The 24,307-nt window shown below is 72.7% G+C and carries 11 protein-coding genes; 8 read left to right on the top strand and 3 right to left on the bottom strand.

The annotated features are described in order from the left end of the window. Both ACIQVZ_RS07750 and ACIQVZ_RS07745 read right to left on the bottom strand, forming a co-directional pair. Entirely contained in the window at positions 1–264 is a 264-nt protein-coding gene (locus ACIQVZ_RS07750) for a phosphopantetheine-binding protein (RefSeq protein WP_402447987.1), read from the bottom strand. Then, the gene (locus tag ACIQVZ_RS07745; protein ID WP_402447985.1) at positions 261–1,778 is read right to left on the bottom strand and encodes an AMP-binding protein; all 1,518 of its coding nucleotides are present in this window, start codon (positions 1,776–1,778) and stop codon (positions 261–263) included. The genes ACIQVZ_RS07750 and ACIQVZ_RS07745 overlap by 4 nt, the downstream gene beginning before the upstream one ends. A gap of 436 nt (positions 1,779–2,214) precedes the next feature. On the opposite strand from ACIQVZ_RS07745, the gene ACIQVZ_RS07740 reads away from it, so the two are divergent. The 7 genes from ACIQVZ_RS07740 (at position 2,215) to ACIQVZ_RS07710 (ending at position 15,858) form a co-directional block, all read left to right on the top strand. Continuing rightward, positions 2,215–3,921 carry a condensation domain-containing protein gene (locus ACIQVZ_RS07740; RefSeq protein ID WP_402447983.1) on the top strand — a complete coding sequence of 569 codons (1,707 nt, stop codon included), beginning with the start codon at positions 2,215–2,217 and terminating at the stop codon, positions 3,919–3,921. Further along, on the top strand, positions 3,918–8,117 hold the full coding sequence (locus ACIQVZ_RS07735) for an amino acid adenylation domain-containing protein (protein WP_402447981.1): 4,200 nt from the start codon (positions 3,918–3,920) through the stop codon (positions 8,115–8,117). The genes ACIQVZ_RS07740 and ACIQVZ_RS07735 overlap by 4 nt, the downstream gene beginning before the upstream one ends. Continuing rightward, positions 8,114–11,260, top strand: a complete 3,147-nt coding sequence (locus ACIQVZ_RS07730; protein WP_402447979.1) for an amino acid adenylation domain-containing protein — start codon at positions 8,114–8,116, stop codon at positions 11,258–11,260. Before ACIQVZ_RS07735 ends, ACIQVZ_RS07730 begins: the two co-directional genes overlap by 4 nt. 114 nt (positions 11,261–11,374) lie before the next feature. Then, positions 11,375–11,755 (top strand): nuclear transport factor 2 family protein, encoded by a 381-nt coding sequence (locus ACIQVZ_RS07725; RefSeq protein ID WP_402447977.1) that lies wholly within the window; start codon positions 11,375–11,377, stop codon positions 11,753–11,755. A gap of 4 nt (positions 11,756–11,759) precedes the next feature. Next, on the top strand, positions 11,760–13,808 hold the full coding sequence (locus ACIQVZ_RS07720) for an amino acid adenylation domain-containing protein (protein WP_402447975.1): 2,049 nt from the start codon (positions 11,760–11,762) through the stop codon (positions 13,806–13,808). Continuing rightward, a complete protein-coding gene (locus ACIQVZ_RS07715) occupies positions 13,805–15,040 on the top strand; it encodes a cytochrome P450 (protein ID WP_350875756.1) in 1,236 nt (411 codons plus the stop codon). Before ACIQVZ_RS07720 ends, ACIQVZ_RS07715 begins: the two co-directional genes overlap by 4 nt. A gap of 59 nt (positions 15,041–15,099) precedes the next feature. Then, positions 15,100–15,858 carry a thioesterase domain-containing protein gene (locus ACIQVZ_RS07710; RefSeq protein WP_350875758.1) on the top strand — a complete coding sequence of 253 codons (759 nt, stop codon included), beginning with the start codon at positions 15,100–15,102 and terminating at the stop codon, positions 15,856–15,858. A 143-nt stretch (positions 15,859–16,001) separates the two neighbouring features. Here the strand turns inward: ACIQVZ_RS07710 and ACIQVZ_RS07705 are convergent, their stop codons facing one another. Beyond that, positions 16,002–20,891 (bottom strand): glycosyl hydrolase family 18 protein, encoded by a 4,890-nt coding sequence (locus ACIQVZ_RS07705; RefSeq protein ID WP_402447973.1) that lies wholly within the window; start codon positions 20,889–20,891, stop codon positions 16,002–16,004. 497 nt (positions 20,892–21,388) lie between these two features. Between ACIQVZ_RS07705 and ACIQVZ_RS07700 the strand changes: the two genes are divergently transcribed. Continuing rightward, a complete protein-coding gene (locus tag ACIQVZ_RS07700) occupies positions 21,389–24,289 on the top strand; it encodes a glycoside hydrolase family 3 C-terminal domain-containing protein (protein WP_402447972.1) in 2,901 nt (966 codons plus the stop codon). Positions 24,290–24,307: the final 18 nt, after the last annotated feature.

Below are 24,307 nucleotides of genomic sequence, written 5' to 3'. Positions count from 1 at the left end.
CTAGTGGGCGTCCGTCCGGTGCTGCTGGGCCTGCTCGATGAACCTGCTGATCGAGCCGACCGAGCGGAAGCTGTCCGGGTCGAGGTCGATCTCCTCGACGCGCAGGTCGAAGCAGTCCTCGAGCCAGGCGATCGTCTTGAGCAGGCCGAGGCTGTCGATGACCCCGCCGTCCACGAGGTCGTAGTCGGCGTCCAGTTCGTTCGCGCCGACGTCCGGCAGGAACTCCTCGATGATGAACTGCGTGACTACCGCGGCGTGTTTCACGTGGCCGGTCCTTCGTTTGGCTGGGACGGGGAGCAGGCGAGCTGGAGGGGCGTGCGGTCGATCTTTCCGGTGGGCGTCCTGGGCAGCGGGTCGTCCACGATCAGCAGGGTCGAGGGGACGGCGGTGAGCGGAAGCCGTTGCGCGCAGTGGCGGCGCAGCGCCAGCGAGTTGAGCCGGCTGTCCGGGGCGCGGCGGACCACGCCCCGCAGCAGGCGGCCGGCCACCTGGTCGGGCACGGTCACCACGGCCGCCTCGACGACGTCGGGATGTTCGAGCAGCACCTGCTCGACCTCGTGGGTGTTGACCCGCACGCCGCGGACCTTGACCTGGTGGTCGTTGCGCCCTTCCAGGGTGATGCGGCCGTCCCGGTCGCGCCGTACGAGGTCGCCGCTGCGGAAGTAGCGCCGCGTCTCCCCGTCGTGGTGGTGGGTCGCGAACCTGTCCGCGTCCTGCTCCCGGTCCAGGTAGCCGTCGGTCTGGAACGGCGTGGCGACGTGGAGTTCGCCGGTCCCCGGCCCGGTCACGATCGCGCCGTCGGCACCGACGATCACCGCGTGGACTCCGGGCAGCGGGCGTCCGATCGGCACCGGGCCGTCCGCCGGCTCGGTGCCGTCGACCTCGTGCAGGAAGCTGTCGTTGGTCTCGGTGCAGCCGTAGACGTTGTGGAGCCGCGCGCCGGTGAACAGCTGCGGAAGTTCGGCCAGGCAGCGGGCGGGCATGCTGTCGCCGGTGAAGACGACGTGCTCGACGGTGTCGAGCCGGCGGCCGCTCCCGGCGGCCGCGTCGACCAGCAACCGGTAGAACATCGGTACCGCCTGGACGAGTTGGACCGCGTGGCGGGACACGAGGTCCAGCAGGTAGTTCGGCTGGGTGGCCCGGGCCGGATCGACCAGGACGACGCGGCCGCCGTACTTGAGCGTGGTCCAGACGTCCAGCAGGCACAGGTCGAACGTGAGCGGCGCGTAGTTGAGGACCGTCGTTCCCCGGCGGATGCCGAACCGCTCGCCGGCCCAGGTGGTGAAGCGGTCCACCGCCCCCGTACTCAGTGGCACGATCTTCGGCCGCCCGGTGGAACCGGAGGTGGTGAACATGAAGGAGACGTCGGCGGGCTCCGTACGGCGCGGCGCCTCCGGTTCCGCCGGCCGGTCCGGGGCACCCGGCCCGGGTCCGGGAGACCGGGGGCTCTCCGGCGACAGGACGTGCCGGATTCCGGCCTGCTCGGCCAGCGTGTGGGGTGTTCTCCCCTCCGGCGCGGGCGCGGGCAGCAGCAGGAAGCGCCGCCCTTCCAGCAGACAGGCGAGCATCAGGGCGATCGTCGAGGGCGACTTGGCGGCCGGGATGCCGACCGGCTCGTCCCCGCCCGGGTCGAGCCCGGCGATCCGGACGCGCTCCCGCTCCGCCAGCTGGTGGAGTTCACGGTAGGTCGTCTCTTCTCCGCGCCATATCAGCGCCGGATCACCGGGGTGGCCGGTGGCGTGCGAGACGAATGAACCCACCAGACTCTGCTGCTGCATCACGACTTCTCCGAGTTCATGCAACGGGGTGGGTTCATAGACAACGGATGAGTTCATGCAACGGGTTCACCGATCTTTTTCGGAACAATGAAGGCCCGACAGGAAAGGGGCCCACCCGGTCGCCCCCTGGAGACAGAAGAATTATCACGTGGTGCCCGTCCATGGAAGTGGGGTGCGTGATACCGGCCATGACGGCACGTCAGAGAGGGTGTCGGATCATCCGGGCCGATGCTAGCCGTCGAGCGTGTTCGATCTACATAAGGATTCCAGGGGACTGGCGTAAATATTGTCTTGATGCTTGCAACCCGGTTCTCGATCTTGCGGAGTGAGACGGGAGCCACCTAGTATCCGCCGTACTGTTCGCCAAGTAGCGAATCGGCGAGGGGATTTCCGGGGCGCTGAATCGTTCCCGATCGCCGTGAAAGGTGGATCCGTCATGCCTGGTCCCGATCGGCGCGCGCACGCTCCGACCCTGTTGTCCTTCGCCCAGCAACGGCTGTGGTTCCTCGACCGGCTGCGCCCGGGTCTGCCGGACCACAACGTCCCGACCGCGGTACGGCTGCGCGGCCGACTGGACGAGGGGGCGCTCATCCGGGCGCTGACCGAAGTCGTGCGCCGCCACGAGGTGTTGCGCGGCAGGATCGTCGACACCGAGGACGGCCCGCGCCACGTCGCGGAGCCGGTCGAGACCTTCGTGCCGACGATCACCGATCTGACGCACACCCCGTCGGAACAGGCCTGGCGGCGGGCCCGGGAGCTGGTGGCCGCCGATCTGGCGACCCCGTTCGACCTCGGGACCGCTCCGATGCTGCGGGCCCGACTGATCCGGATCGCCCCCGACGACCACCTGCTGCTCCTCGTGATCCACCACATCGCCTGTGACGGCTGGTCGCTGTCGGTGCTGTGGCAGGAGTTCTCCGCCGCGTACGGCGCCGCCGTCGACGGCCGGCCGATCGCCCTGGCGGACCTGCCCGTCCAGTACGCCGATTTCGCCGACTGGCAGCGGAGCCACCAGGCCGGAGCGGCGATGCTGGACCAACTCGCCTACTGGCGAGAGCACTTGGCGGACCTGAACCCGTCGGTGCTCCCGACGGACCGACCCCGCCCCGCGGCGTGGTCAGGCCGGGGCGACCAGGTCGAGATCGAGATCCCGGCGGACCTCGCCGAGCGCGTACGCACACTCGGGCGCGCCCACGAGGTGACGCCGTTCATGACGCTGCTGGCCGCCTTCCAGGTCCTGCTCGCGCGCTGCACGGGACAGGCCGACGTGACGGTCGGGACGCCGATCTCCGGGCGGACCCGGATCGAGGTGGAGCCGCTGGTCGGCTTCTTCGTCAACACGCTCGTCCTGCGCACCGACCTGTCGGGCGACCCCGGCTTCACCGACGTGCTCGCCCGGGTGCGGCGGGGCGCGGTGGAGGCCTACGCCCACCAGGACGTCCCCTTCGAGCGGCTGGTGCAGGAGCTGCGGCCCGAGCGCGATCTCGGCCAACACCCGCTGTTCACGGTCATGTTCCAGCTGGAGGATCCGCCCGCGCTCCCGTCCGGCCTTCCGGGGCTCGAAGTGGATGACCATCGGATACCGAACGACGTGGCGAAGTTCGACATCGAGGTCTCCCTGACGGACGGCGGCGATCGCCTCACCGGCGTCATCCGCTACGCCGCCGACCTCTTCGACCGCGACACGGTGCGGCAACTCTCCGAGGGTTTCCGGGCGTTGCTCGACCAGCTCGTCGACAGCCCCGAACGGCCGATATCGGCGTGGGAGCCCCCTCCGGGCCTGCGCGTGAGCCGGCCCGCTCCCGCCACCCGCAGGGCCGAGCCCGAGCCGGCCGCCGAGACCGAACCCGGGCCCGCCACCGAGACCGAACTCCTCGTGCTGGAGACCTGGGCCGAGGTGCTCGGTGTCACCCCGGGCGGCGTGGACAGCGACTTCTTCGAGCTGGGCGGCCATTCGCTCCTCGCGTCGAAGGTCATGTCCCGACTCGGCCGGGCACTCGACCTCGAACTGCCCGTCGCCCTGCTCTTCTACCACCCGACCGTCGCCGAACTCGCCGACGGCATCGACGCGGCGTTGCTGGCGGACCTCGGCGCCGCCACCGAAGCGGAACCGCTTCCCGCCGGAAAGGCCCGTCACCCGTGAAGGCACAGCACAGTCGCCCCGAGCCCGGCCGGCCGACCGGTTCCGCGCCCGGGGCCAACCCGTCGGCCGGTCCGGCGCCGGCCATCGCACGGGCCCTGCTCGACCAACGCGTCCGCGCGGCCCGGAACAGGGCCGCCGAGCGCGAGCCGGAGGCCGCGATCCCGCCCCGCCCGGCGGATGCGCAGGTGACGTCGTTCACCCAGGAACGCATGTGGCTGATCGAGCGGCTGTCCGACGGCCCCGCGATGTACAACGTCCACGAGGTCTTCCGGCTGCGCGGACCGCTGGACGTGGCGGCCCTCGGCCACAGTCTCACCGAGCTGGTGCGGCGCCACGAAGTCCTGCGCACCGTCTTCCCCGAGCGGGGCGGGCTCCCCAGCCCCTCGGTCGAGCCGGCCCGGCCGTTCGACCTGCCCGTCACGGACCTGCGGACCGAGCCCGCGGAACGCCGGACGCGGCTGGCCCTCGACCTCGTCCAGTCCGAGATCCTGCGCCCGTTCGACCTGGCCGCCGCCCCGCTGCTGCGCGCATCACTGCTGCGGGTCGACGAGGGCGAACACGTCCTGGTGGTGGTCGTCCACCACATCGCCGTCGACGGCTGGTCGATGCCCCTGCTGTGGGACGACCTGTCGGCGATGTACCGGAGCCGGCTGGAAGGGCGCGAGCACGAGCTGCCCCCCTTGCGGATCCAGTACGCGGACTTCGCCCACTGGCAGCGGGCCCGGCTCTCCGGCGACCGCCTGCAGCGCCAACTGGATTACTGGAGCACGCAGTTGTCCGGACTGTCGCCGCTGGACCTGCCCACCGACCGTCCACGCGGACCGGTCCGCGCGGGCCGCGGCGAGCGGATCACCTTCACGGTGCCCGAGGAACTGGCCGGCCGGTTGCGGCTGTTGGGCCGTCGGCACGGCGCGACGATGTTCATGACGCTGCTCGCCGCGTTCCAGGCCCTGCTCGCCCGCTACAGCGGGCAGTGCGACGTGGCGGTCGGCACACCGGTCGCGGGCCGGACCCGTCCGGAACTCGACCCGCTGGTGGGCTCGTTCATCAACACCGTGGTCGTCCGCACCGACCTCTCGGGCGACCCGAGCTTCGCCGAACTGCTCGACCGGGTCCGCGGCACCGCCGTGGACGCCTACGCGCACCAGGACGTGCCGTTCGAACGGCTGGTGCAGGAGCTGCGGCCGGCCCGCGGTCTCGACCGCAACCCGCTGTTCCAGGTGATGTTCGCCGGCCTGTCCGACCCGGCTGCCGCCCTCCGGCTGGTGGGGGCGGAGGTCGAACAGATCGAGGTCGACAACGGCACGGCCAAGGTCGACCTCAGCCTGGTGGTGGCCGACCGGCCGAGCAGCACGGCCGGGACAGCCGGCACCACCGGGACCGTGGCCTTCGACACCGACCTGTTCGACCGCGCGAGCGTGGAACGGCTGGTCGGCCACTACCTCCGGCTGCTGGACGCCGCGGCCGGCGATCCCGACCGTCCCGTCTCGCGCCTGGACCTGCTCACCGAGGCCGAGCGCGAAGCGCTGCTGGTGGCCGCCAACGCCACCGACGAACCCTTCCCCGCCGACCTCTGCGTGCACGAGCTGGTCGAGGAGCAGGCCCGGCTGACCCCCGACGCGGTGGCGGTCCGCTGCGGCGCCCAGCGACTGACCTACCGGGAACTCGACCGCCGGGCCAACCAGTTGGCCCGGCACCTGCGAGCCCGGGGAGCACGGCCGGAACGCCTGGTCGGTGTGTGCCTGCCGCGCTCGGCGGACCTCGTCGTGGCCCTGCTGGCCGTCCTCAAGTCGGGCGCCGCCTACCTGCCGCTGGACCCGGACCTCCCGGCGCAGCGCATGTCGTTCATGCTCGCCGACGCCGAGGTGCCGCTGCTGCTCACCCAGCGCTCCCTGGCCGACCGGCTGCCGCGGCACGGCGCCGCGACGGTGTGGACGGACGACGAGGCCGGGCTCGTCGCGGCCCTGCCCGCGGACCGGCTGCCACCACTCGCGGCGCCCGCCAACCTGGCGTACTCGATCTACACCTCCGGTTCGACCGGCCGACCCAAGGCGGTGCTGGTCCCGCACGAGGGCGTGGTCAACTACCTGGTGGTCCGCGGCCGGCAGCTGGACCTCGGCGGGGACGACGTCGTCGCCTCGGTGGCCTCGATCTCCTTCGACGTCATCGTCCCCCAGGTGCTCATGCCCCTGGCCTGGGGCGCGAGCGTGGTGATCGCGCCGTCGGAGGTCGCGGTCGACGGCCCGCGCCTGACGGAGATGATGCGCGAGTTCGGCGTCACCACGCTCATGGCCACACCGGCCACCTGGCTCCTGCTGCTGGACGGCGGATGGCAGGGCGGCCGGTTCCAGGCGATCTGCGTGGGCGAACCGCTCCAGCCCGCCCTGGCCCGGCGCCTCCTCGACCGGGTCTCCACGCTGTGGAACGGCTACGGTCCCACCGAGGCGTCCGTCGGCTGCGTCACCCGGCGCGTGGACGCCGACCGGGATCTGGCCCGGCCGGGAGGGTCCGTGCCGATCGGCCGGCCGCTCGGCAACCTCCGGATCTACCTGCTGGACCCGGCCGGCGCCCCGGTGCCCGTCGGCGTCCCGGGCGAGATCCACATCGGCGGGGTCGGCGTCACCCGCGGGTACGCCAACCGGCCGGGGCTGACCGCCGAGCGCTTCGTGCCCGACCCGTTCGGCGCCGACGGCGGCCGACTGTACCGGACCGGCGACCTGGCGCGGTACCTGCCGGACGGCAGCCTCGTCTTCCTCGGCCGCACCGACGAACAGGTGAAGATCCGGGGGTACCGCATCGAGCTGGGCGAGATCGAGGCCGCGCTGTGCGCGCAGCCCGGTGTCGCCCGGGCCACGGTGACGGTGCGGGGCACCGGGACGGACGCCGAACTGGCCGGCTACCTGGTGTGGCAGGACCGGCCCGGTGACCTGGCCGTCCTGCGGCGCTCCCTGCGCGAGACCCTGCCCGAGTTCATGGTGCCCACGACGCTCACCGCACTCGACCGGATCCCGTTGACCACGAACGGCAAGGTGGACCGCGGGGCCCTGCCCGAGCCGGCCCGCCACGGCCACGAGGCGGGTGCGCTACCGCCGCGGGACCTGTTGGAACTCCTGATGACCAGGATCTGGGAGCGCGTGCTGGGCACCCCGCGGGTCGGCGTCCGGGACGACTTCTTCGCGCTGGGCGGGCATTCGCTCAGGGCGGTCGAGCTCGTGGAGGCGATCAGGCGGGAGTGGGGGGTCACCGTGCCGCTGAACACGGTGTTCCGCCATCCCACCGTCGAGGGTCTGTGCGCGGAACTGCCCAACGCCTCGCAGGCCCTGCGCCGGCTCGTGGTCCCGCTGGCCGAAGGAGACCACCGCAGGGCGCCGCTGATCCTGGTGCACCCGCAGAGCGGCGACGTGTGCTCCCTCCTTCCCCTGGCCGAGCACCTCGGCGGGCATGTGGTCGAGGGCGTCGCCGAACCGCTCGCCGGGGGCCGGCCCGTCTACGGTCTGGAGGCCGTCGGCTACAACACCGACGAGCCGCCACCGGCCACCGTCGAGGAGCAGGCGCAGCGCTACCTGCGGGAGCTGCGGTCCGTCCTGCCCGACGGTCCGTACCTGCTGGCCGGCTGGTCCTTCGGCGGGCTGGTCGCCTTCGAGATGGCCCGCCTGCTGGAGGAGGAGGGGAACCCCCCAGGATTCCTCGGGATCATCGACGTCGGAGCGCCCGCGTCCGCCGACGGCTCCACTGGTGGAGCCACCGGCGAGCCCGACGGCCACGACCCGCACGGGACGGCCCGGTTCGCGCTCGCCTCCGGGCTTCCCACCGGAGCCGTCGCAGACCTCCGCGAGCTCGACGAGCAGGACGCCCTCTCCCTGCTGCTCCACGACGCGCACGCCGGCGAGCGCCTTCCCCAGCGGGTGCGCACCGAACAACTGCGGCGCATGGTACGGGTCTTCACCACCAACGGCGACGCCGCCCGACGCTACCGCTCGACCGCGCGGCTGCGGACACCGATCCACCTGTTCACGAGCGCCGAGGCGCACCCCGTGCTCGCCGCCCCGGTCGTGGTCCCCGCCCGGTGGCGCGACCGCACCGAGGGGGCGCTGACCGTGGTCGAGGTGCCCGGCAACCACCACGACATGCTGTCGCCGCCCCACGCCGCACCCTTCGCCGACGCGCTGTCGGCCATCCTGGAGGAGCTCGGATGAGCGACGGACACGAGCTGCCGTTGTCGTCGGCGCAGTCCGGCATCTGGTTCGCCCACCACCTGCGCCCCGGCAGCCCCGCGTACAACACCGGCGAGTACGTGGACATCCCCGGGCCGATCGACCCGGAGCTGTTCGAGACGGCCGTACGGCGCGTGGTGGACGAGACCGAGTCCCTGCGCGTTCGCCTCACCGACGGTGCCGAGGGCCCCCGGCAGGTCGTCACCCCGTCGCCCGACTGGTCGATGGACCACGTCGACCTCACCTCGACACCGGATCCGCTGCGGGCGGCCGAGCGCTGGATGCGCGCCGACCTGTCCACACCGGTCGGGCTCACCCGGGACCGGCTGTTCCGCCAGGCCCTGTTCGCCGTCGCGCCGGACCGCTTCCTCTGGTACCAGCGGGTCCACCACATCGTGGTCGACGGCTTCAGCATGTCGCTCATCGCGCGCCGCGTCGCCAAGACCTACACCGGACTGGTCGAGGGCAGGGGAGGGGCACGGCCGGCCTTCGGGCCGCTGAGCCTGCTGCTGGCGCACGACGCCGCCTACCACGCGTCGGAACAGCCCGAACAGGACCGGGAGTTCTGGGCGGCCCGGCTGGCCGGCCGGCCGGATCCCGTCAGCCTCGCCAGCCGCTCGGCGGCCGCCTCGGACGGCTTCCTGCGTCGTACCGGCACCCTCGACGCGCCCACCGTGGCCGCGCTGCGGCGGGCCGCACGACCCGCCGGGGCGAGCTGGCCCACCGCCTTCACCGCAGCGGTCGCCGCGTACCTCCACCGCCTCAGCGGCGAACGGGACATCGTGCTGAGCATGCCGGTGACCGGGCGCACCGGCTCCTCCGTGCAGGCCGTCCCCGGCATGGTGGCGAACGTGGTGCCGCTGCGGCTGCGCGTGCACCCGGAACAGGGCCTGTCCGCACTCGCGCGACAGGTGGCCGAGGAGGTCGCCGCCCTGCGCGGGCACCAGCGCCACCGCAGCGAGGACTTGCGCAGGGAGCTGGATCCGGCCCGGTCGGAGCGGGTCCTGTTCGGGCCCCTCGTCAACATCATGTCCTTCTACTACCACCTGGACTTCGCGGGCGTCCGCGCCACCGTGCACAACCTGTCCAACGGGCCGGTCGAGGACCTCTCGTTCTCCGTCTACGACCGCTCCGACGGCACCGCGCCCCGGCTCGACGTCGACGCGAACCCCGCGCTCTACTCCGAGGCCGAACTCACCGCCCACCAGCAGCGGTTCCTCCGGTTCCTGGACGCGGTGGCCGCCGATCCGCACCGGCCGATCGGCCGGCCCGACCTCCTCACCCCCGAGGAGCGGCAGCGGACCGTCGTGGCCGTCAACCGCACCACGCAGCCGCTGCCGCACCCGACGGTGCCGCTGGCCTTCGCGGCCGAGGTCGCGCGCACGCCCGACGCGCCCGCCGTGGTGTGCGGCGAAACCACCCTGTCCTACGCGGAGTTGAACGACCGGGCCAACCGGCTGGCCCACCGGCTCGTCGCCCTGGGCGTGCGCTGCGACAGCACGGTGGCCGTGCTCATGGAACGCTCCGTCGACGTGGTGGTGTCGGTCCTGGCGATCAGCAAGGCCGGCGGCGCCTACGTGCCGCTGGACACCCGGGCCCCGACGGCCCGCCTGCGCCGCGTCCTGGACGACACCGGGGCGGCGGTGCTGCTCACCCACCGGGCCACCCGGGACGACGCGCCGTCCCACGGCACACCGGTCGTGGTCGTCGACACCGACCCCGGCCTCGCCGACGAGCCGGCCACCGACCCCGTCGTGCCGCTGCGCCCGGACCACCTGGCGTGCGTCCTCTACACCTCGGGGTCCACGGGCACGCCGAAGGGGGTGGCCCTGACCCACCGCAACGTCATCAGCCTGACCGCGCAAGGATATTGGCGCGAGTCGGACGGCCCGCGGGTCCTCGCACACTCCCCGCACGCCTTCGACGCCTCGACCTACGAGTGGTGGGTGCCGCTGCTCAACGGGGGCCGGGTCGTCGTGGCCCCGCCCGGCGAGCTGGCGCTCGCGGACCTCCACCGGCTCATCGTCGACCACCGGGTCGGGGCGCTGTGGCTGACGGCCGGGCTGTTCCGGGTGTTCGCCGAGGAGTCACCCGGCACGCTGGCCGGGGTCGGCCAGGTGTGGACCGGCGGTGACATCGTGCCGGCCGATGCCGTCCGGCGCGTCCTGGCACGGTGCCCGGACTCCGTGGTGGTCGCCGGGTACGGCCCGACCGAGGCCACCACGTTCACCACGCGCAGGGTGCTGCGCCCCGGTCGGCCCGTGCCCGACGTCGTCCCCCTCGGCCGACCGGTGGACAACAGGCGGGTGTACGTCCTGGACGAGGCGCTGTCGCCGGTGCCGCCGGGGGTGGCCGGCGTGCTGTACGTCGCCGGTGCGGGCGTGGCGCGCGGGTACCTGAACGACCCCCGCCGCACGGCCGGCCAGTTCCTGCCGTGCCCCTTCGGTGAACCGGGCGAGCGGATGTACCGCACGGGCGACGTGGTCCGCTGGAACGCCGAGGGGGAACTCGAGTTCCTCGGCCGCGCGGACGAGCAGGTCAAGCTCCACGGCTTCCGCATCGAACTGGGCGAGATCGAGGCGGTGCTGGCCGGGCACCCGGCCGTCGCCCAGGCGACCGTGGTCGCCGGCCCGGGCACCTCGCCCGGCCGGCGGCTGATCGGCTACGTCGTCCCGGCCGGGGACTCGGGGCTCGACCCGGTGGCGCTACGGGAGCACGCCCGCGCGGCGCTGCCGGACTACATGGTGCCCTCGGCGATCGTCACGCTCGACGCCTTCCCCCTGACGCCCAGGGGCAAGATCGACCGGGCCGCGCTGCCCGTCCCGGAGCTCGCACCGGCACCGTCCGGGCCCGGGCCGCGAACCCCGGCGGAGCGGACGATGTGCGCGCTGTTCGCCGAGGTGCTCGGCCGGCCCGCGGTGGGCGTCGACGACGGTTTCTTCGCGCTGGGCGGCAACTCCCTGCTCGCGACCCGGCTGGTCAACCGGGTGCGGGTGAGGTTCGGCCGTGAACTCACCCTCGGCGCCCTGTTCGGGGCACCCACGCCGGCGCGCCTGGTCGAGGCGCTCACGGACGCCCCGGACGCCGCGGCCGTACCGGCTCTCTCACCACGTACACGACTCTGACAGCGATCGAGCGATCACAGGAAGCACCTCGGCATGGTCCACACCCTCTCCCATCCCGACGAAACGCCGGCACCGCCGGCAACACCCGCGACATCCGCGACACCGGAGACCCCGATGGCCCCGGAAACCCTGACGGCCCCGGCGCTGGGGGTGTCCCAGGTCCGCCGGTACTACCAGCTCGTCGACGCCGGGGACGTGCCCGCGCTGGTCGCCCTGTTCACCCCGGACGCCCGCTACCACCGCCCCGGGTACCAACCCATGGTCGGGCACGCCGAACTGGAACGCTTCTACCGCGACCAGCGGGTGATCCGCACCGGTGTGCACACCCTGGCCACCGTGGTCACGACCGAGGACGAGGTGGCGGTGCACGGCCTGTTCCGCGGCGTGCTGCACGACGGCGGTGAGGTCGAGCTGCGGTTCGCGGACTTCTTCCGGATGACGCCGCAGGGCCGCATCGCCGCGCGGGACACCTTCTTCCACGTGCCGGCGGTCTGAGGCGGTGGACGCACCCGGTGACACCGCGCACCACGTGCTGCGCAGCGGCCACCGCGACGGCGACGGCCACGGCCCACGCGGTCGCGCGTTCAACCCCGACGGGGACACTTCAGCACAGGAAAGCGGGAAGCAGTTGACCAAGACGGTCCTCACCTCCGACATCCCGGCGTTCGTCGGCAGCGGACGGCCACCGTTCGACGCGCGGGCCATCCACGAGCTGGTCGCCGAACAGGCGGAGCGGGCCCCGCACGCGCCCGCCGTCACCTGCGACGGACGGACCCTGACCTACCAGCAGCTCGACGACCGCGCCAACCGGCTCGCCGGGCGGCTGCGAGCGGCCGGACTGGCGCCGGAGGACGTCGTGGGCGTGCTGGTGCCGCGGTCGCCGGAGCTGATCGTGGCCCTGCTCGCCGTCCTCATCGCGGGCGGGGCGTACCTCGGACTCGAACCGGACGACCCGGCCGGCCGCCACGCGCTGCTGCTCAAGGACGCCGGCGCGGGCATGGTGATCGCCGGAGAGGCCCTGGGGGAGCAGCTGCCCGCCACCGTCGTCACGGTGACGGAAGGCGGCCCGGCGCAGGAGCCGGCCACCGGGCCGGCGGCTGCGGCCCGCCCCGGCGACCCGGACCGGCTCGCCTACGTCAGCTACACCTCGGGCTCCACCGGCGAGCCCAAGGGCGTCGGCGTGCCCCACCGGGCGATCGACCGGCTCGTCCGGGGTGCGGACTGGGTGGACGTCCGCGCCGAGGACGTCTTCTTCCACCTCGCGCCGGTCGCGTTCGACGCGTCCACGTTCGAGATCTGGGCCCCCCTCGTCAACGGCTGCCGGCTGGTCCTCTTCCCCCCGGTCGCCATCACGCTGGAGCACGTCGCACGCGTCGTCCGCGCCGAGCGCGTGACGGTCCTGCTGCTGACCACCGGGCTCTTCCACCAGATGGTGAGCTCCCACCTGGAGGCGTTCGCCGACGTGCGGCACGTCCTCACCGGGGGCGACGTGGCCTCGCCGGGCCACGTCCAGCACCTGCTGGCCCGCTACCCGGAGCTGCTCTTCACCAACGGCTACGGGCCGACCGAGAACACCACGTACACGACCTGCTGGACCAGCAGCACCCTCCCGGAGCTGCGCAGCGTGCCGATCGGCCGCCCGATCAGCGGCACCAGGGTCGCGGTGCTCGACGGCGACCTCGGGCCGGTGCCCGCCGGCGAGTGCGGCGAACTGTACGTGGCCGGGGCGGGCCTGGCCCGCGGCTACCTGGGCCGCCCGGCCGCAACCGCCGAACGCTTCCTGCCCGACCCGTTCGGGACCGAGCCGGGGGCCCGGATGTACCGGACCGGCGACCTCGTGCGATGGCTGCCGGACGGCACGCTGGAGTTCGTCGGGCGCGCGGACGACCAGGTCAAGGTCCAGGGCTACCGCGCCGAACCGCGCGCCGTCGAGGTCGAGCTGGAACGGCTCGCCGAGGTGCGGCACGCGGTCGTGCTGCCGCAGGCCGATCCGGCGGGCGGCACCCGGCTGCTGGCCTACGTCGTGCCCACGCAGCCCGATCCGGCGGGCAACGCCGACCTCGGCCGGCGGCTGCGCCACGACCTGCGGGACAGGCTGCCGGGCTACCTGATCCCCTGGGCGATCCTCGTCCGTCCCGAACTGCCGGTGAACCGCAACGGCAAGATCGACCGCCGGGCCCTGCCCAGCGCCACCCGGGTACCGCGCAACGTGGCGAACGAGTACGTCCCGCCCGTCACCGAGGTGCAGACGCGACTGACCGAGTTGTGGGGCGACATCCTCGGCATCGAACCGGTCGGCGTCGACGACGACTTCTTCGACCTCGGCGGACACTCCCTGCTGGCCACCGACCTCCTGGTCGCCACCCAGCGCGAGTTCGACGTGGACCTCCCCGCGCAGATCCTGTACCTGTCGCCGACCGTCGCCGAACTGGCGACGGCCCTCACCGCCCGGATGCGGACGGCGGACCCGGACGGCCCGGCGGCGCGCCCGGACGGCCTGACAGCGGGTGGCCCGGCCGACGGGGCACGGCAGGAGCAGCCCCGATGACGGCCGTTCCCCCGACCCCGCGATGCCCGGTCCTCGCCCCGCAGCCGGTCGACCTGATCGACCCCGACCTCTACCACTCGGGCGGGGCACACGAGGTGTGGCGACGGCTGCGCCGCCACGCCCCGGTCAGCTGGCAGCCGGTCGGCGACATCGGCTACTGGTCGGTCGTCGGCTACGCCGAGGCCAACCGGGTGCTCCGCGACCACGACACGTTCACCTCCGAACAGGGCACCCTGCTCAACCTCCTCGGCCAGGGCGATCCCGCCGGCGGCCGGCAGATGGCCGTGACCGACCCGCCCCGGCACGCGCACCTGCGCGGCCCGCTGCAGCAGGCGCTGTCGATCAAGACGGTGGAGAACGACCGGGAGGCCATCCGCCGGGTCATCGTCGAACTGCTCCGGCCGCTGGCCGACGGCGGCCCGTTCGACTTCGCCGCCGCCATGGCCACCCTGCCGATGGCGGTGATCGGCACCATGATGGCGCTGCCGGAACAGGACTGGCCGCGGCTGGTCCGGCTCGCCCACGCCTGCATCGCCGCGGACGACCCCGAGTTCCAGCTCGCCGCCGGACCGCGGGCCACCCTCGTGACCGCCCACCGTGAACTGTTCGCCTACTTCCAGGACATCGTCACCGCGCGTCGGCGCGCACCGGGCGACGACCTGATCAGCGTGCTGCTCACGATGGAACTGGACGGACGCCGGCTGTCGCCGGGCGAGATCGTGTCCAACTGCTACAGCCTGCTGCTCGGCGCGACCGTCACCACCGCCCAGCCGCCGATCGCGGCGATGGTCGAACTGGCCGGGACGGCGGTCCTGGACGACTGGGCGGCCCACCCGGAGCTGCTCGGCAGCGGCGTGGAGGAGGCCCTGCGGTGGGCCTCGCCCACCCAGCACTTCATGCGCCACGCCACCCGCGACGTCGAGGTCCGGGGCGTGCCGATCCCCGCGGGGGACGCGGTCGTCGTGTGGCTGGGGTCGGCCAACCGCGACGAGACCGTGTTCGCCGACCCGGACACCTTCGACATCCGTCGGCGGCCCAACAAGCACATCGCGTTCGGCGTCGGCGCGCACTACTGCATCGGACACACCGTCGCACGGGTGGCCCTGCGGATCCTGTTCGCCGAACTGCTCGGCCGGTTCACCGGCTTCGAACTCGCCGGGGCGCCACGACGCATGCGCTCGAACATCATCGCGGGCTTCACCCACCTGCCGATCACCGCGCGGACCCGGTAGGGCCTGTCTTCAAACCCCGCAGCCGCACCCGAGAAGAAACCCCACCCGGAAGGTCATCAGTGAACGCTCCGACGGCCCGTACCCGCAACAAGTGGTTCCTGCGCGAGCCGTCGCCGGTGGCACCGGCCCGGCTGTTCTGCCTGCCCTACTCCGGGTGCGGAGCGAGCATGTACCGCCAGTGGCCGTCCTCGGCCAACGGCGTCGAGGTCTGCCCCGTGCAGCTGCCCGGCCGGGAGAACCGGATGCGCGAGCCCGCCCACACCACCTACGAGGCGCTGGCCGACGACCTCTGCGAGGCGCTGCGTCCCTACCTGGACCGTCCCTACGCGCTGTTCGGGCACTGCGGCTCCGCGTTGGCGGCGTACGAGACCGCCGTACGGCTGGTCCAGAGGGGCTGCCCCGCCCCGACCCGGGTGTTCGTCTCCTCCGAGGTCGCGCCGCAGGACGGCCCCTACGGCCGCTTCCTCGGCATGGACGACGACGAGCTGGCCGGCGAACTGCGCCGGCTCGTCGCGGAACTCGGCGGCACCCTGGAACCGAGCCTGCTCGCGCTCTATCTCGGCGTCCTGCGCAACGACGTCGACATGAACAAGCGGTACCACGTGGCCGAGCCGGTCCGGCTGCCGTCCCCGATCACCGCCATCGGCTGGACGGAGGACACGGGCATCGAGCCGTCACTGATGACCGGCTGGTCGGCCTGCGGCGAAACGACCTTCGAACTCCTGGAGGGAGGCCACTACCGCTTCATCGAGGCGCCGACGGACCTGCTGGCACTCCTGGTCGCGGACCTGACGCCCACCCGGCCCGGCACCCCCTGACACCGGTACCCTCCGGCTCCTGCACCATCCGGCACCTGCACCCGGGCGATCCGGCAGCCCCGGCGTCGACGCGCAGCGGGCCCCGGCAGAGCGATGCTCTGCCGGGGCCCGCTGCGGTCAACTCCCCTCAGGGTACGGGTCGGTTACGGCGTGGGGCCGAGCTTCTGCCAGGCGTCGCTCCTGCCGGGCTCGTCCGTCGCCTTGTTCCACCACTTGGCGCGCCAGTAGAAGCCGTTCCACGACACCGTCGAGGCCCAGGCGCCGTCGGTGTCCCCGGCGATGATCTTCGTGCTGGAGGCGGTGGCGCTGTTGGCGGGGGCGGCGAGGTAGGCCGGGGTCCTCCACCAGTCGGTTCCGTCGGCGAAGCTGCCCAGCGCGTAGGAGCTGCCGTGCTTGGCGCCACCGGTGACCCACCGGTCCAGCATCGGCTTGCCCGCGGTGGCCTGGTCCGTGCTGAGCGGCACCAGCCGCCACCACTGGTCGACCTTCCCGTCGCAGTCCCGCACCGTGAGCGTGCCCCTGGCCGTGGTGGCGCCGAGGCACTGGTCGTGGCCGCTGGTAGCGGACTTGATGTGGTACCAGCCCTGGTCGTCCTCGCTCACCGTCCACAGCTGGTTGGCGTTGCCGGCCTGCTTCATCGACAGGTGGGCGTCGGTCCAGCTGCCGGGGTGGTCGAGGACGTTGCCGCTGTTGCGGTCCTCGATGATCCACTTGTCGCCGGTCTGCCAGAACGCGAACGAGGGGTTGGGGTTGTAGGCGTGGGCCTGCCACGGTGCGGCCTGGCACTGGGCCCCGGAGGCCGGTGCCGGGGGATCGACGGTCGTCACCGCGCGGCGCTTGTCGCCGGTGGAGCCGTAGTCCGTGCCGCCGATCCTGAAGGTGACGTTCGCGGGGCCGGTGACGGGCAGGTAGTACTTGACGTCGATGTCCTTCGACCTGCCGGCGGGGATGTCCTCGCAGTAGCCGAGTTTGATGGTCACCCGGTGGAAGTCGCCCTTCAGCCCGCCCGCGTTGGGCCCGGTGTGGCCGGGGACGATGCCGCTCATCTCCTTCCAGGCCCCGTCCTTCACCACCGGCGGGGCGGAGGTGGGGAGGTCGAAGGAGATCTCCGTGCCCTGGGCGAGGGCGACCTTGGAGTTGTTGGTGATCCGCAGCTTCGGCTGCATCGGCCACATGTCCGCGACGTTGGTGGGGAAGTCCACCAGCTCGGCCTTGACGTCGATCACCTGGGCGGGCAGCGTCTTGCCGCCGCCGGTGGTGTTGCCGGACGCCCCCGCGCCCTTGAGGGCGTTGTCGAGCCGGGTGGTCAGGTCGTAGCCCATGCCCCACTCGCCGTTGGAGCGCTTGGTGTAGTCACCGGCGAGCTCCCAGATCATCGCCCCGCCGACGCCCTTGTCCGCGATGTACTTCGCCTTGGCGTCGATCGACTTCTCGTTCTCGGTGGACAGGAACACCTTCTTGGTGTCGTTCCACAGCCACGACGCCTGGAGCGGGTCCGAGTACTTCTCGGCGTAGCCGCCGGTCAGCTTGCCCGCGTCGGTGGCCGGGTCGACGCCGTAGGACTTCAGGTAGCCGGGGGTGCGGCCGTCCTGGAGGTTCTTGGTGTGCCACAGCGGGTTCGACCCGGCGCCGACCTCGCGGCCGTCCTCGGTGTCGTGCCACACGTTGTCGATGCCGGTCGCGCCGAGACCGCAGTCCTGGCCGTTGGCCGGGCCCCGGCCGCCGACGCCCTTCGGGCACTTGGACTGGTCCGGCATGGCGGAGGTGCCCCACAGGCCGTCCGTGCCGCCCTGTACGTTCTGCCAGCCGCGGGAGTAGTACGGGATGCCGAGGTTGATGCGGCCGGGCGGCAGGGCGCCGCGGTAGTAGTGGTAGGCCCAGTCGGTGTTGAAGTAGCCGTTCTTCTGGTAGTCCTTGGTGTTCGCGGCCTGGTCGTTGTAGATCCCGGCCGCGGCCAGCTCGTTGTCCTGCCCGGTGTCGTAGAGCGGGGCCTGCGGGCCGACGAACTTGTTCCAGGAGCCGTGCAGGTCGTAGCTCATGACGTTGACGAAGTCCTGGTACTGGAGCGCCTGGCCGGCGTCCAGTCCGCGCACCAGGTAGCCGGAGGCGGACCCGGCCGAGGTCAGCAGGTAGTAGCGGCCCTTGGCCGTGCCGGACTGGTCCAGCTTGGTCCGCAGGGTCTTCATCAGCGCGGTGTAGCCCTGCTGGAGGCCCTTGCGGCGCGGGTTGGAGACGTCCCAGTCGTTGGGGTTGCCCGTGTCGGGCAGGGCGCCGGGGTACTCGTAGTCGATGTCGACGCCGTTGAACCCGTACCGGTCCAGGAAGTCCGTCACGGAGTCGGCGAACGCGTCGATGCCGGCCTGGTTCACCGAGCCGTCGGCGTTGGTGGCCATCGCGTAGAAGTTCCGGGTGTCCGCCCAGCCGCCGACGGAGATCAGCGTCTTCACGGCCGGGTGCTTCTTCTTGTAGGTGTTCAGCAGGTTGAAGTGCCCCTTGTACGGGAGGGACGGATCCATGGCGTTCCGGTCGCCGTCCCAGGTCATGCCGGTGGCCGGGTTCTTCGGGTCGTTCACGTCGCCGACGCTGATGCGGTTGTTCTCCACCTTCGCGAAGGCGTAGTTCACGTGCGTGACCTTCGACCAGGGGATGTTGGACGCCAGGTAGCGCGGATCGCCCTTCGCCCCGGCGCGCCATCCGGTGAAGTAACCGACCACGCGGCGGCTGCGGTTGTTGCCGACCCATTCGCGGCCGGTGCCGTCGTACGTGTCGCAGTACCGGGCGTTCACCCCCTGGGTGGCGGCCATCCCCTCGGGCCGGCAGTCGCCCGAGGAGGCGGGCTTCGTTCCCCGGTCGTCGGGCGAGTCGTCGAACGGGGCTCCCGCGGAGTCCGGCCCCCCGGGGTCGCCGGTGCTGGCGCCGCCATCCAGGTGCCACCGCTGTTCGGCGGCCCCGACGCACTTCCAGAAGGCCAGGGCCTTGTCCTCGCCCTGGTCGGTCAGACAGCCGCCGTCCGAGGAGACGATCTGGTACGTCCGCCCGTCCAGCGCGTCGAGCTGCCAGCGCTGGTTCGCGCCCCCGCCGTCCCGCCAGAGCGCGCTGTAGTAGCTGGTGCCGTCCACGGTCTGCGACCGGTTGCTGTTGGCGTCCAGCACCTGTCCGGCGTCGAGGGCCGTCCGGATCGCGAACCGGCCGTCGTTCTGGCGGTCCAGGTTCCACTTCTGCGCCGGGTTCCCGTTCCCGCCGAGGGCCTTGACCTTGGTGCCGTTGGCGGGGTTCGCCTGGTCGACGTCGGCCACCCGGCCGGTGCCGTCGTTGACCAGCGAGACACCGGCCGCCGAGGGCGGCGGCGGTGGGGTGTCCGTCGGGCGGCCGTTGTCGTCCATCCGCGGGATCTTCGGCATGCCGGTGGTGTCGCCGGCGGCGAAGATCGTGCCCTGAAGGACGCTCCAGCGCAGAGCCGTGGGGCCCACGACGACGGTGCCGTCCGTGCCGCCGGCTGCGACGAATCCGCTGGTCCACTGGTTCCCGCGGAAGAAGGAGGCATAGGCCCTGTTGGAGAACTGCGAGCCTGGCCACCGGATGGCCGCGTTGAACCCGTCGGTCCAGCCGGCTCGGGTCAGGGCGGTGAAGTTGTCGCCGATGGGCTTGGGCCCGTTGAGCACGCGGTCGGTGGAACCGCCGATGTTGGCTTCCAGCGACACGTACGTGTCGCCCTTGAAGAGGAAGACCTGGTTCTCCTTCACCGACAGGGCCGCGTCGACCCCCTGGGTGAAGGGTGCGGTGCTGTCACTGCCGGCCAGGCTGTGCCACCCGTCCGCGATCGTGGTCGGCGGCTTGGTCATCGTTGCGGTCCCCGTGTTGGGGTCCACCCTCATCCGCATGTACTGGTCCCCCCGGAACATCATCACTTCATCCGGGTCCTCCGGCAGCGTGAAGGCCGCGTCGAAGCCGTTCGCGAATGGTGTGTTTCCCAGGACCGGCCACAGGTGGGAGATGGTGTCCTCCTTGCCTCCGGCCAGGCTGGCGTTGGTCGGGAAGTCCGCGATGCGGGCGACGAACGGCCCTTGGAGAAGGTAGACATCACGGCTGGTGCTGAAACTCGCTTCCACCAGCGGCTGGGAGCACGCGAACGGGCCGTCGCTCGACCGCGGTATCCGGCAGATCCGACCCTGCGCCTGGACCTGGAGGACGGCCAGTCCGACGGCGGCCGCGGTGGCGGCGAACCAGGAGTTGCTCGGGTCCTGGTTGGCGTCCCACAGGTCCCTGCTTCGCGCGGCCCAGTTCAGGATCTGGGGCTCGTACTCGCGGATGCGGGCCGGGATCCGGCTGCGCATCGCCGCCGCGACGCCGTTCCTGACGTTGTCGAACCGGGTGCCCTCGGCCACGGCTTCGACGAGGACCATCAGTGCGCTGCGCAACCATGGTGTCCGTTGCGCCTGGGCCGCGTCGCCGGCGCGGACGTTCTCCAGGACTCCGACGGCGCGCCTCAGCGCGTCCGCATCGACATTCACCCAGCTGTTCTCGAATGTGAAGGGGTTGCCTGCCGTGGCGGACTCGTTCCTGAGGTCGCCGTACTCGACGCCGATGTCGTTGAGCTCGCGATACTGGACACGGAGGGGGGTTTCCCCTGGTCGCGGCTGCGGCGGCCGCTGCTGCTGCTGCGCGAACCAGTTGTCGCGGGCAGTCCGCGATGTGCCGACGCCCCTGTCGGCCAAGCGGTAGAGCGTCTTCACGCCCGATCGGACGGTGTAGAAGCCGCAGATGTACATGTCGCGCGGCGCGATGATCAGTCCGGTGACCATCCCCGGCACGGGGTCCTGATCCGGGTGTCCCAGATCGAAGAGGTCGACCATCACGGGGTTCGGGTCATCGAGCGTGACGTTGAAGTCCCCGCGGTACGGGCGGGTGAAGTTCCCCCGCAGCAGCTCGATGAGCTGGAGGTAAGGACGAGCCGGGTCCGGCGGGTCGGCGGCGTGCGCCGGCCCGGTCGCCCCGATGGGCAGGAGGAGGGCCGCCAGCAGGACCACCAGCATCCGCCGGAGCCCTCCGACCAGCCGTCCGGGCGGTGGGCCCCCCGGTGCCCGGCCTGGCCGGACGGTCGTTCGCAACCGCAACATGTCCTCTCCCAAGGATCGGTGACATTGATGCGGCAGAACGTACGAGGCGCCGGTAGACACGCGATGGACAGCGCCGGCCCGCTCGGGGCTCGGCGCCCTGCGGCGACGACCTCCGGGGCCGGGCGAAGCGATCGCGCCGAAGAACTCGGCGTACCGGCCGTTGCGCAGCACCGTCCGTCTAGGGGTGTCGCGTTGACATCGGATACACGAAGCGTCAACGCCGCCCCGCCGCCTTGGGCGGCCTCCACTCGGGGCGCCCCGCCCGCGCCCCTCGGTGACGGTTCGCGCCCTTGGTGCATCCGACACGCCCTTGCGCGCTACCTGCCGGTAAGTGTTAATGCGCCGTAAATTCGATAGACCGTCACATTTCCCGGCCCTCCCGGCCCGGCCCGCCTTCGTCGAAAGGTGCTGCCATGCGGCGTATCTCCTCGTGGACGCGAATACTCCGTTTCGGGCTCAGCGGCTGCCTCCTGGCGGCCGCCTCCGGCTCCGGCATGGTCCCAGCGGTCGCCGGGCCGGGCGGTCCGCCGCCGCAGGGCGGGCGGTCCCAGGACGGGGGGTCGCCCGGTGGGCGGTCGCAGGTCGGGCCGTCGCCGGAGCAGCGGATCGAAGCGCTCCTCGGCCAGCTGACCACCGACGAGAAGGCGACGCTGCTGGAGGGGATCGCCGCACCGAACGGGGTGTACGCGGTCGGCTACGTCCGGGGCGTGCCACGGCTCGGCATCCCGCCGCTGCTGCTGTCCGACGGCCCGGCCGGCGTACGGGACGGACAGCCGGCGACGGCGCTGCCGGCGCCGGTGTCGCTGGCCGCCGCCTTCGACCCGGGGCTCGCCACCACCTACGGCGCGGTGCTGGGCCGCGAGGCCCGGGCGCGCGGCTACCAGGTGCTGTACGCGCCGATGGTGAACCTCGTGCGGGTGCCGCAGGGCGGGCGGAACTTCGAGACGCTGGGGGAGGACCCGTTCCTCGCCGGGCGGGTCGCGGCGGCGGAGGTCCGCGGCATCCAGGCGCAGGGCGTCGCGGCGCAGGTGAAGCACTTCGCGGCGAACAACCAGGAGAACAACCGGCAGTCGTACAGCTCGGAGGTGGACGAGCGGACGCTGGCCGAGATCGAGCTGCCCGCCTTCCGGGCGGCCGTCCGGGACGGCCGGGCCTGGTCGGCGATGTGCGGCTACAACCCGGTCAACGGCATCTGGGCGTGCGAGAACTTCCCGCTGCTGCGGGACGTGCTGAAGGGCCGCTGGGGGTTCGACGGGGTGGTCGGCTCCGACTACCCGGCCACGCACTCCTCGGTGAACGCCGCGGCGGGCGGGCTGGACCAGGAGTTCGGCGGTACGACGTACTTCGCCGACCTGAGCGCCGCCGTGGCCGACGGGCGGCTCGCCCCGGCCGTCCTGGACGACCAGGTGCGGCGGGTGCTGCGGCTCATGGTCCGGACCGGGGCGCTGGACGGGGGCCAGCCGCCCGCCGCCGACCCCGCCGCCGGCGCGCGCGACGCCCGGGCGGCGGCCGCCGCCGGGACGGTGCTGCTGCGCAACCAGGGACCGGTGCTGCCGCTGGACGCCGCCCACCTGGCGTCCGTCGCGGTGATCGGCCCGTGGGCCGACCACGCCTACACCGGCGGCTACGGCTCCTCGCACGTCGCCCCCTACCCCGACCAGGTCGTGACGCCGCGCCAGGGCATCGCCGCCCGGGCCGGTGCGGGCGTCTCGGTGCGCTACCACCCGGGCGACGACGCGGCCGCGGCCGCCTCGGTGGCCGCCGGGGCGGACGTCGCGGTGGTGGTGGTCGGCGACGAGGAGACCGAGGGCGCGGACCGCGGCTCGCTGGACCTCGCCCCGGCGGACGACGCGCTGATCCGCGCCGTCGCCCGCGCCAACCCGCGGACGGTGGTGGTGCTCAACACCGGCGGGCCGGTCACCATGCCGTGGCTGGACGCGGTGCCGGCGGTGGTCGAGGCCTGGTACCCGGGCGAGCAGAGCGGCACCGCGCTCGCCGACGTGCTGTTCGGCGACGCCGATCCGGCGGGGCGGCTGCCCGTCACCTTCCCGACCTCGGCGGCGGCCACGCCGATCCGGGACGCCTCCCAGTACCCCGGCACGGACGGCGCCTACCACTACACCGAGCAGCTCGCGGTCGGGTACCGCTGGTACGACGCGACCGCCACCGCCCCGCTGTTCCCCTTCGGCCACGGCCTCTCGTACACCACCTTCGGCTACAGCAACCTCACCGTGACCGGCCCGGACGCCGCCGGCCGGGTGCGGGTCGGCTTCGACCTCGCCAACCAGGGCGCCCGGACCGGCACCGAGGTGCCGCAGCTGTACGTCTCCTTCCCGTCCGCCGCCGGCGAGCCGCCGCAGCAGCTCAAGGCCTTCGACAAGGTCACGCTGGCGCCCGGCCGGTCGACGCACGTGGAACTGCCGCTGGACCGCTCCTCCTTCGCGGTCTGGGATCCCGGGGTGCACGGCTGGCAGGTGCCCGGCGGGCGGTACGGCCTCATGGTCGGCTCCTCCTCGCGCGCGCCGAAGCTGCAGGGCGCGGTGGACGTCCCGGGCTCTCCGGCCGTCTCCACCTGGTCCGGGCGGATCACCGCTGCCGACGGGTCCTGTCTGGACGCGGCCGCCGCCGCCGCGGACGGCAACGAGGCGGTACGGCTGGCCGGCTGCGCGGGCACGGCGGCCCAGGACGCGACGGTCGGCTCGGACGGCACCGTCCGCGCCCTCGACGGCTGCCTGACCCCGGCGGGCCCGGACGACGGCGCCGCCGTCCGGCTGCGGGACTGCACCGCGGGCGCCGACCAGGTGTGGCGCCCGGGCCCGGGTTCCTCGCTCCTCCACCCGGGGTCCGGCCGCTGCCTCGCGGCCGCCGACGGCCGGCTGCTGCTGCGGACCTGCTCGGGGGGCTCCGAACAGAGCTGGGTCACCCCCCGCCCGAGCGGCCGGGTGACCGGCATCGCCGGGCAGTGCGTGGACCTCAACCGCGCCGACACGGCCAACGGCACCGCCGTCCAGCTCTACCGCTGCAACTCCACCGGTGCCCAGGACTGGACCGTCGGGCAGGACGAGTCCCTGCGGGCCCTCGGCAAGTGCCTGGATGTCACCAACGGCTGGACCGCCGCCGGGACGCCCGCCCAGCTCTACGACTGCAACGGCACCGGCGCCCAACGCTGGCAGCCACGCCCGGACGGCACCCTCCTCAACCCGGCCTCCGGCCGCTGCCTCGACGCCCGCGACGGCAGCGGCGCCGACTGGACCAGGCTGCAGATCTGGGACTGCCACGGCGGCCCCAACCAGCGCTGGACCCTCCCGTCCTGACACCCACCGCCGTCCGGG

The sequence above is a fragment of the Kitasatospora sp. NPDC098663 genome, assembly GCF_044760075.1.
GTDB lineage: Bacteria > Actinomycetota > Actinomycetes > Streptomycetales > Streptomycetaceae > Kitasatospora.
Note: the sequence above shows the minus strand (reverse complement) of the source record. Positions and strands in the feature narration are given on the sequence as shown.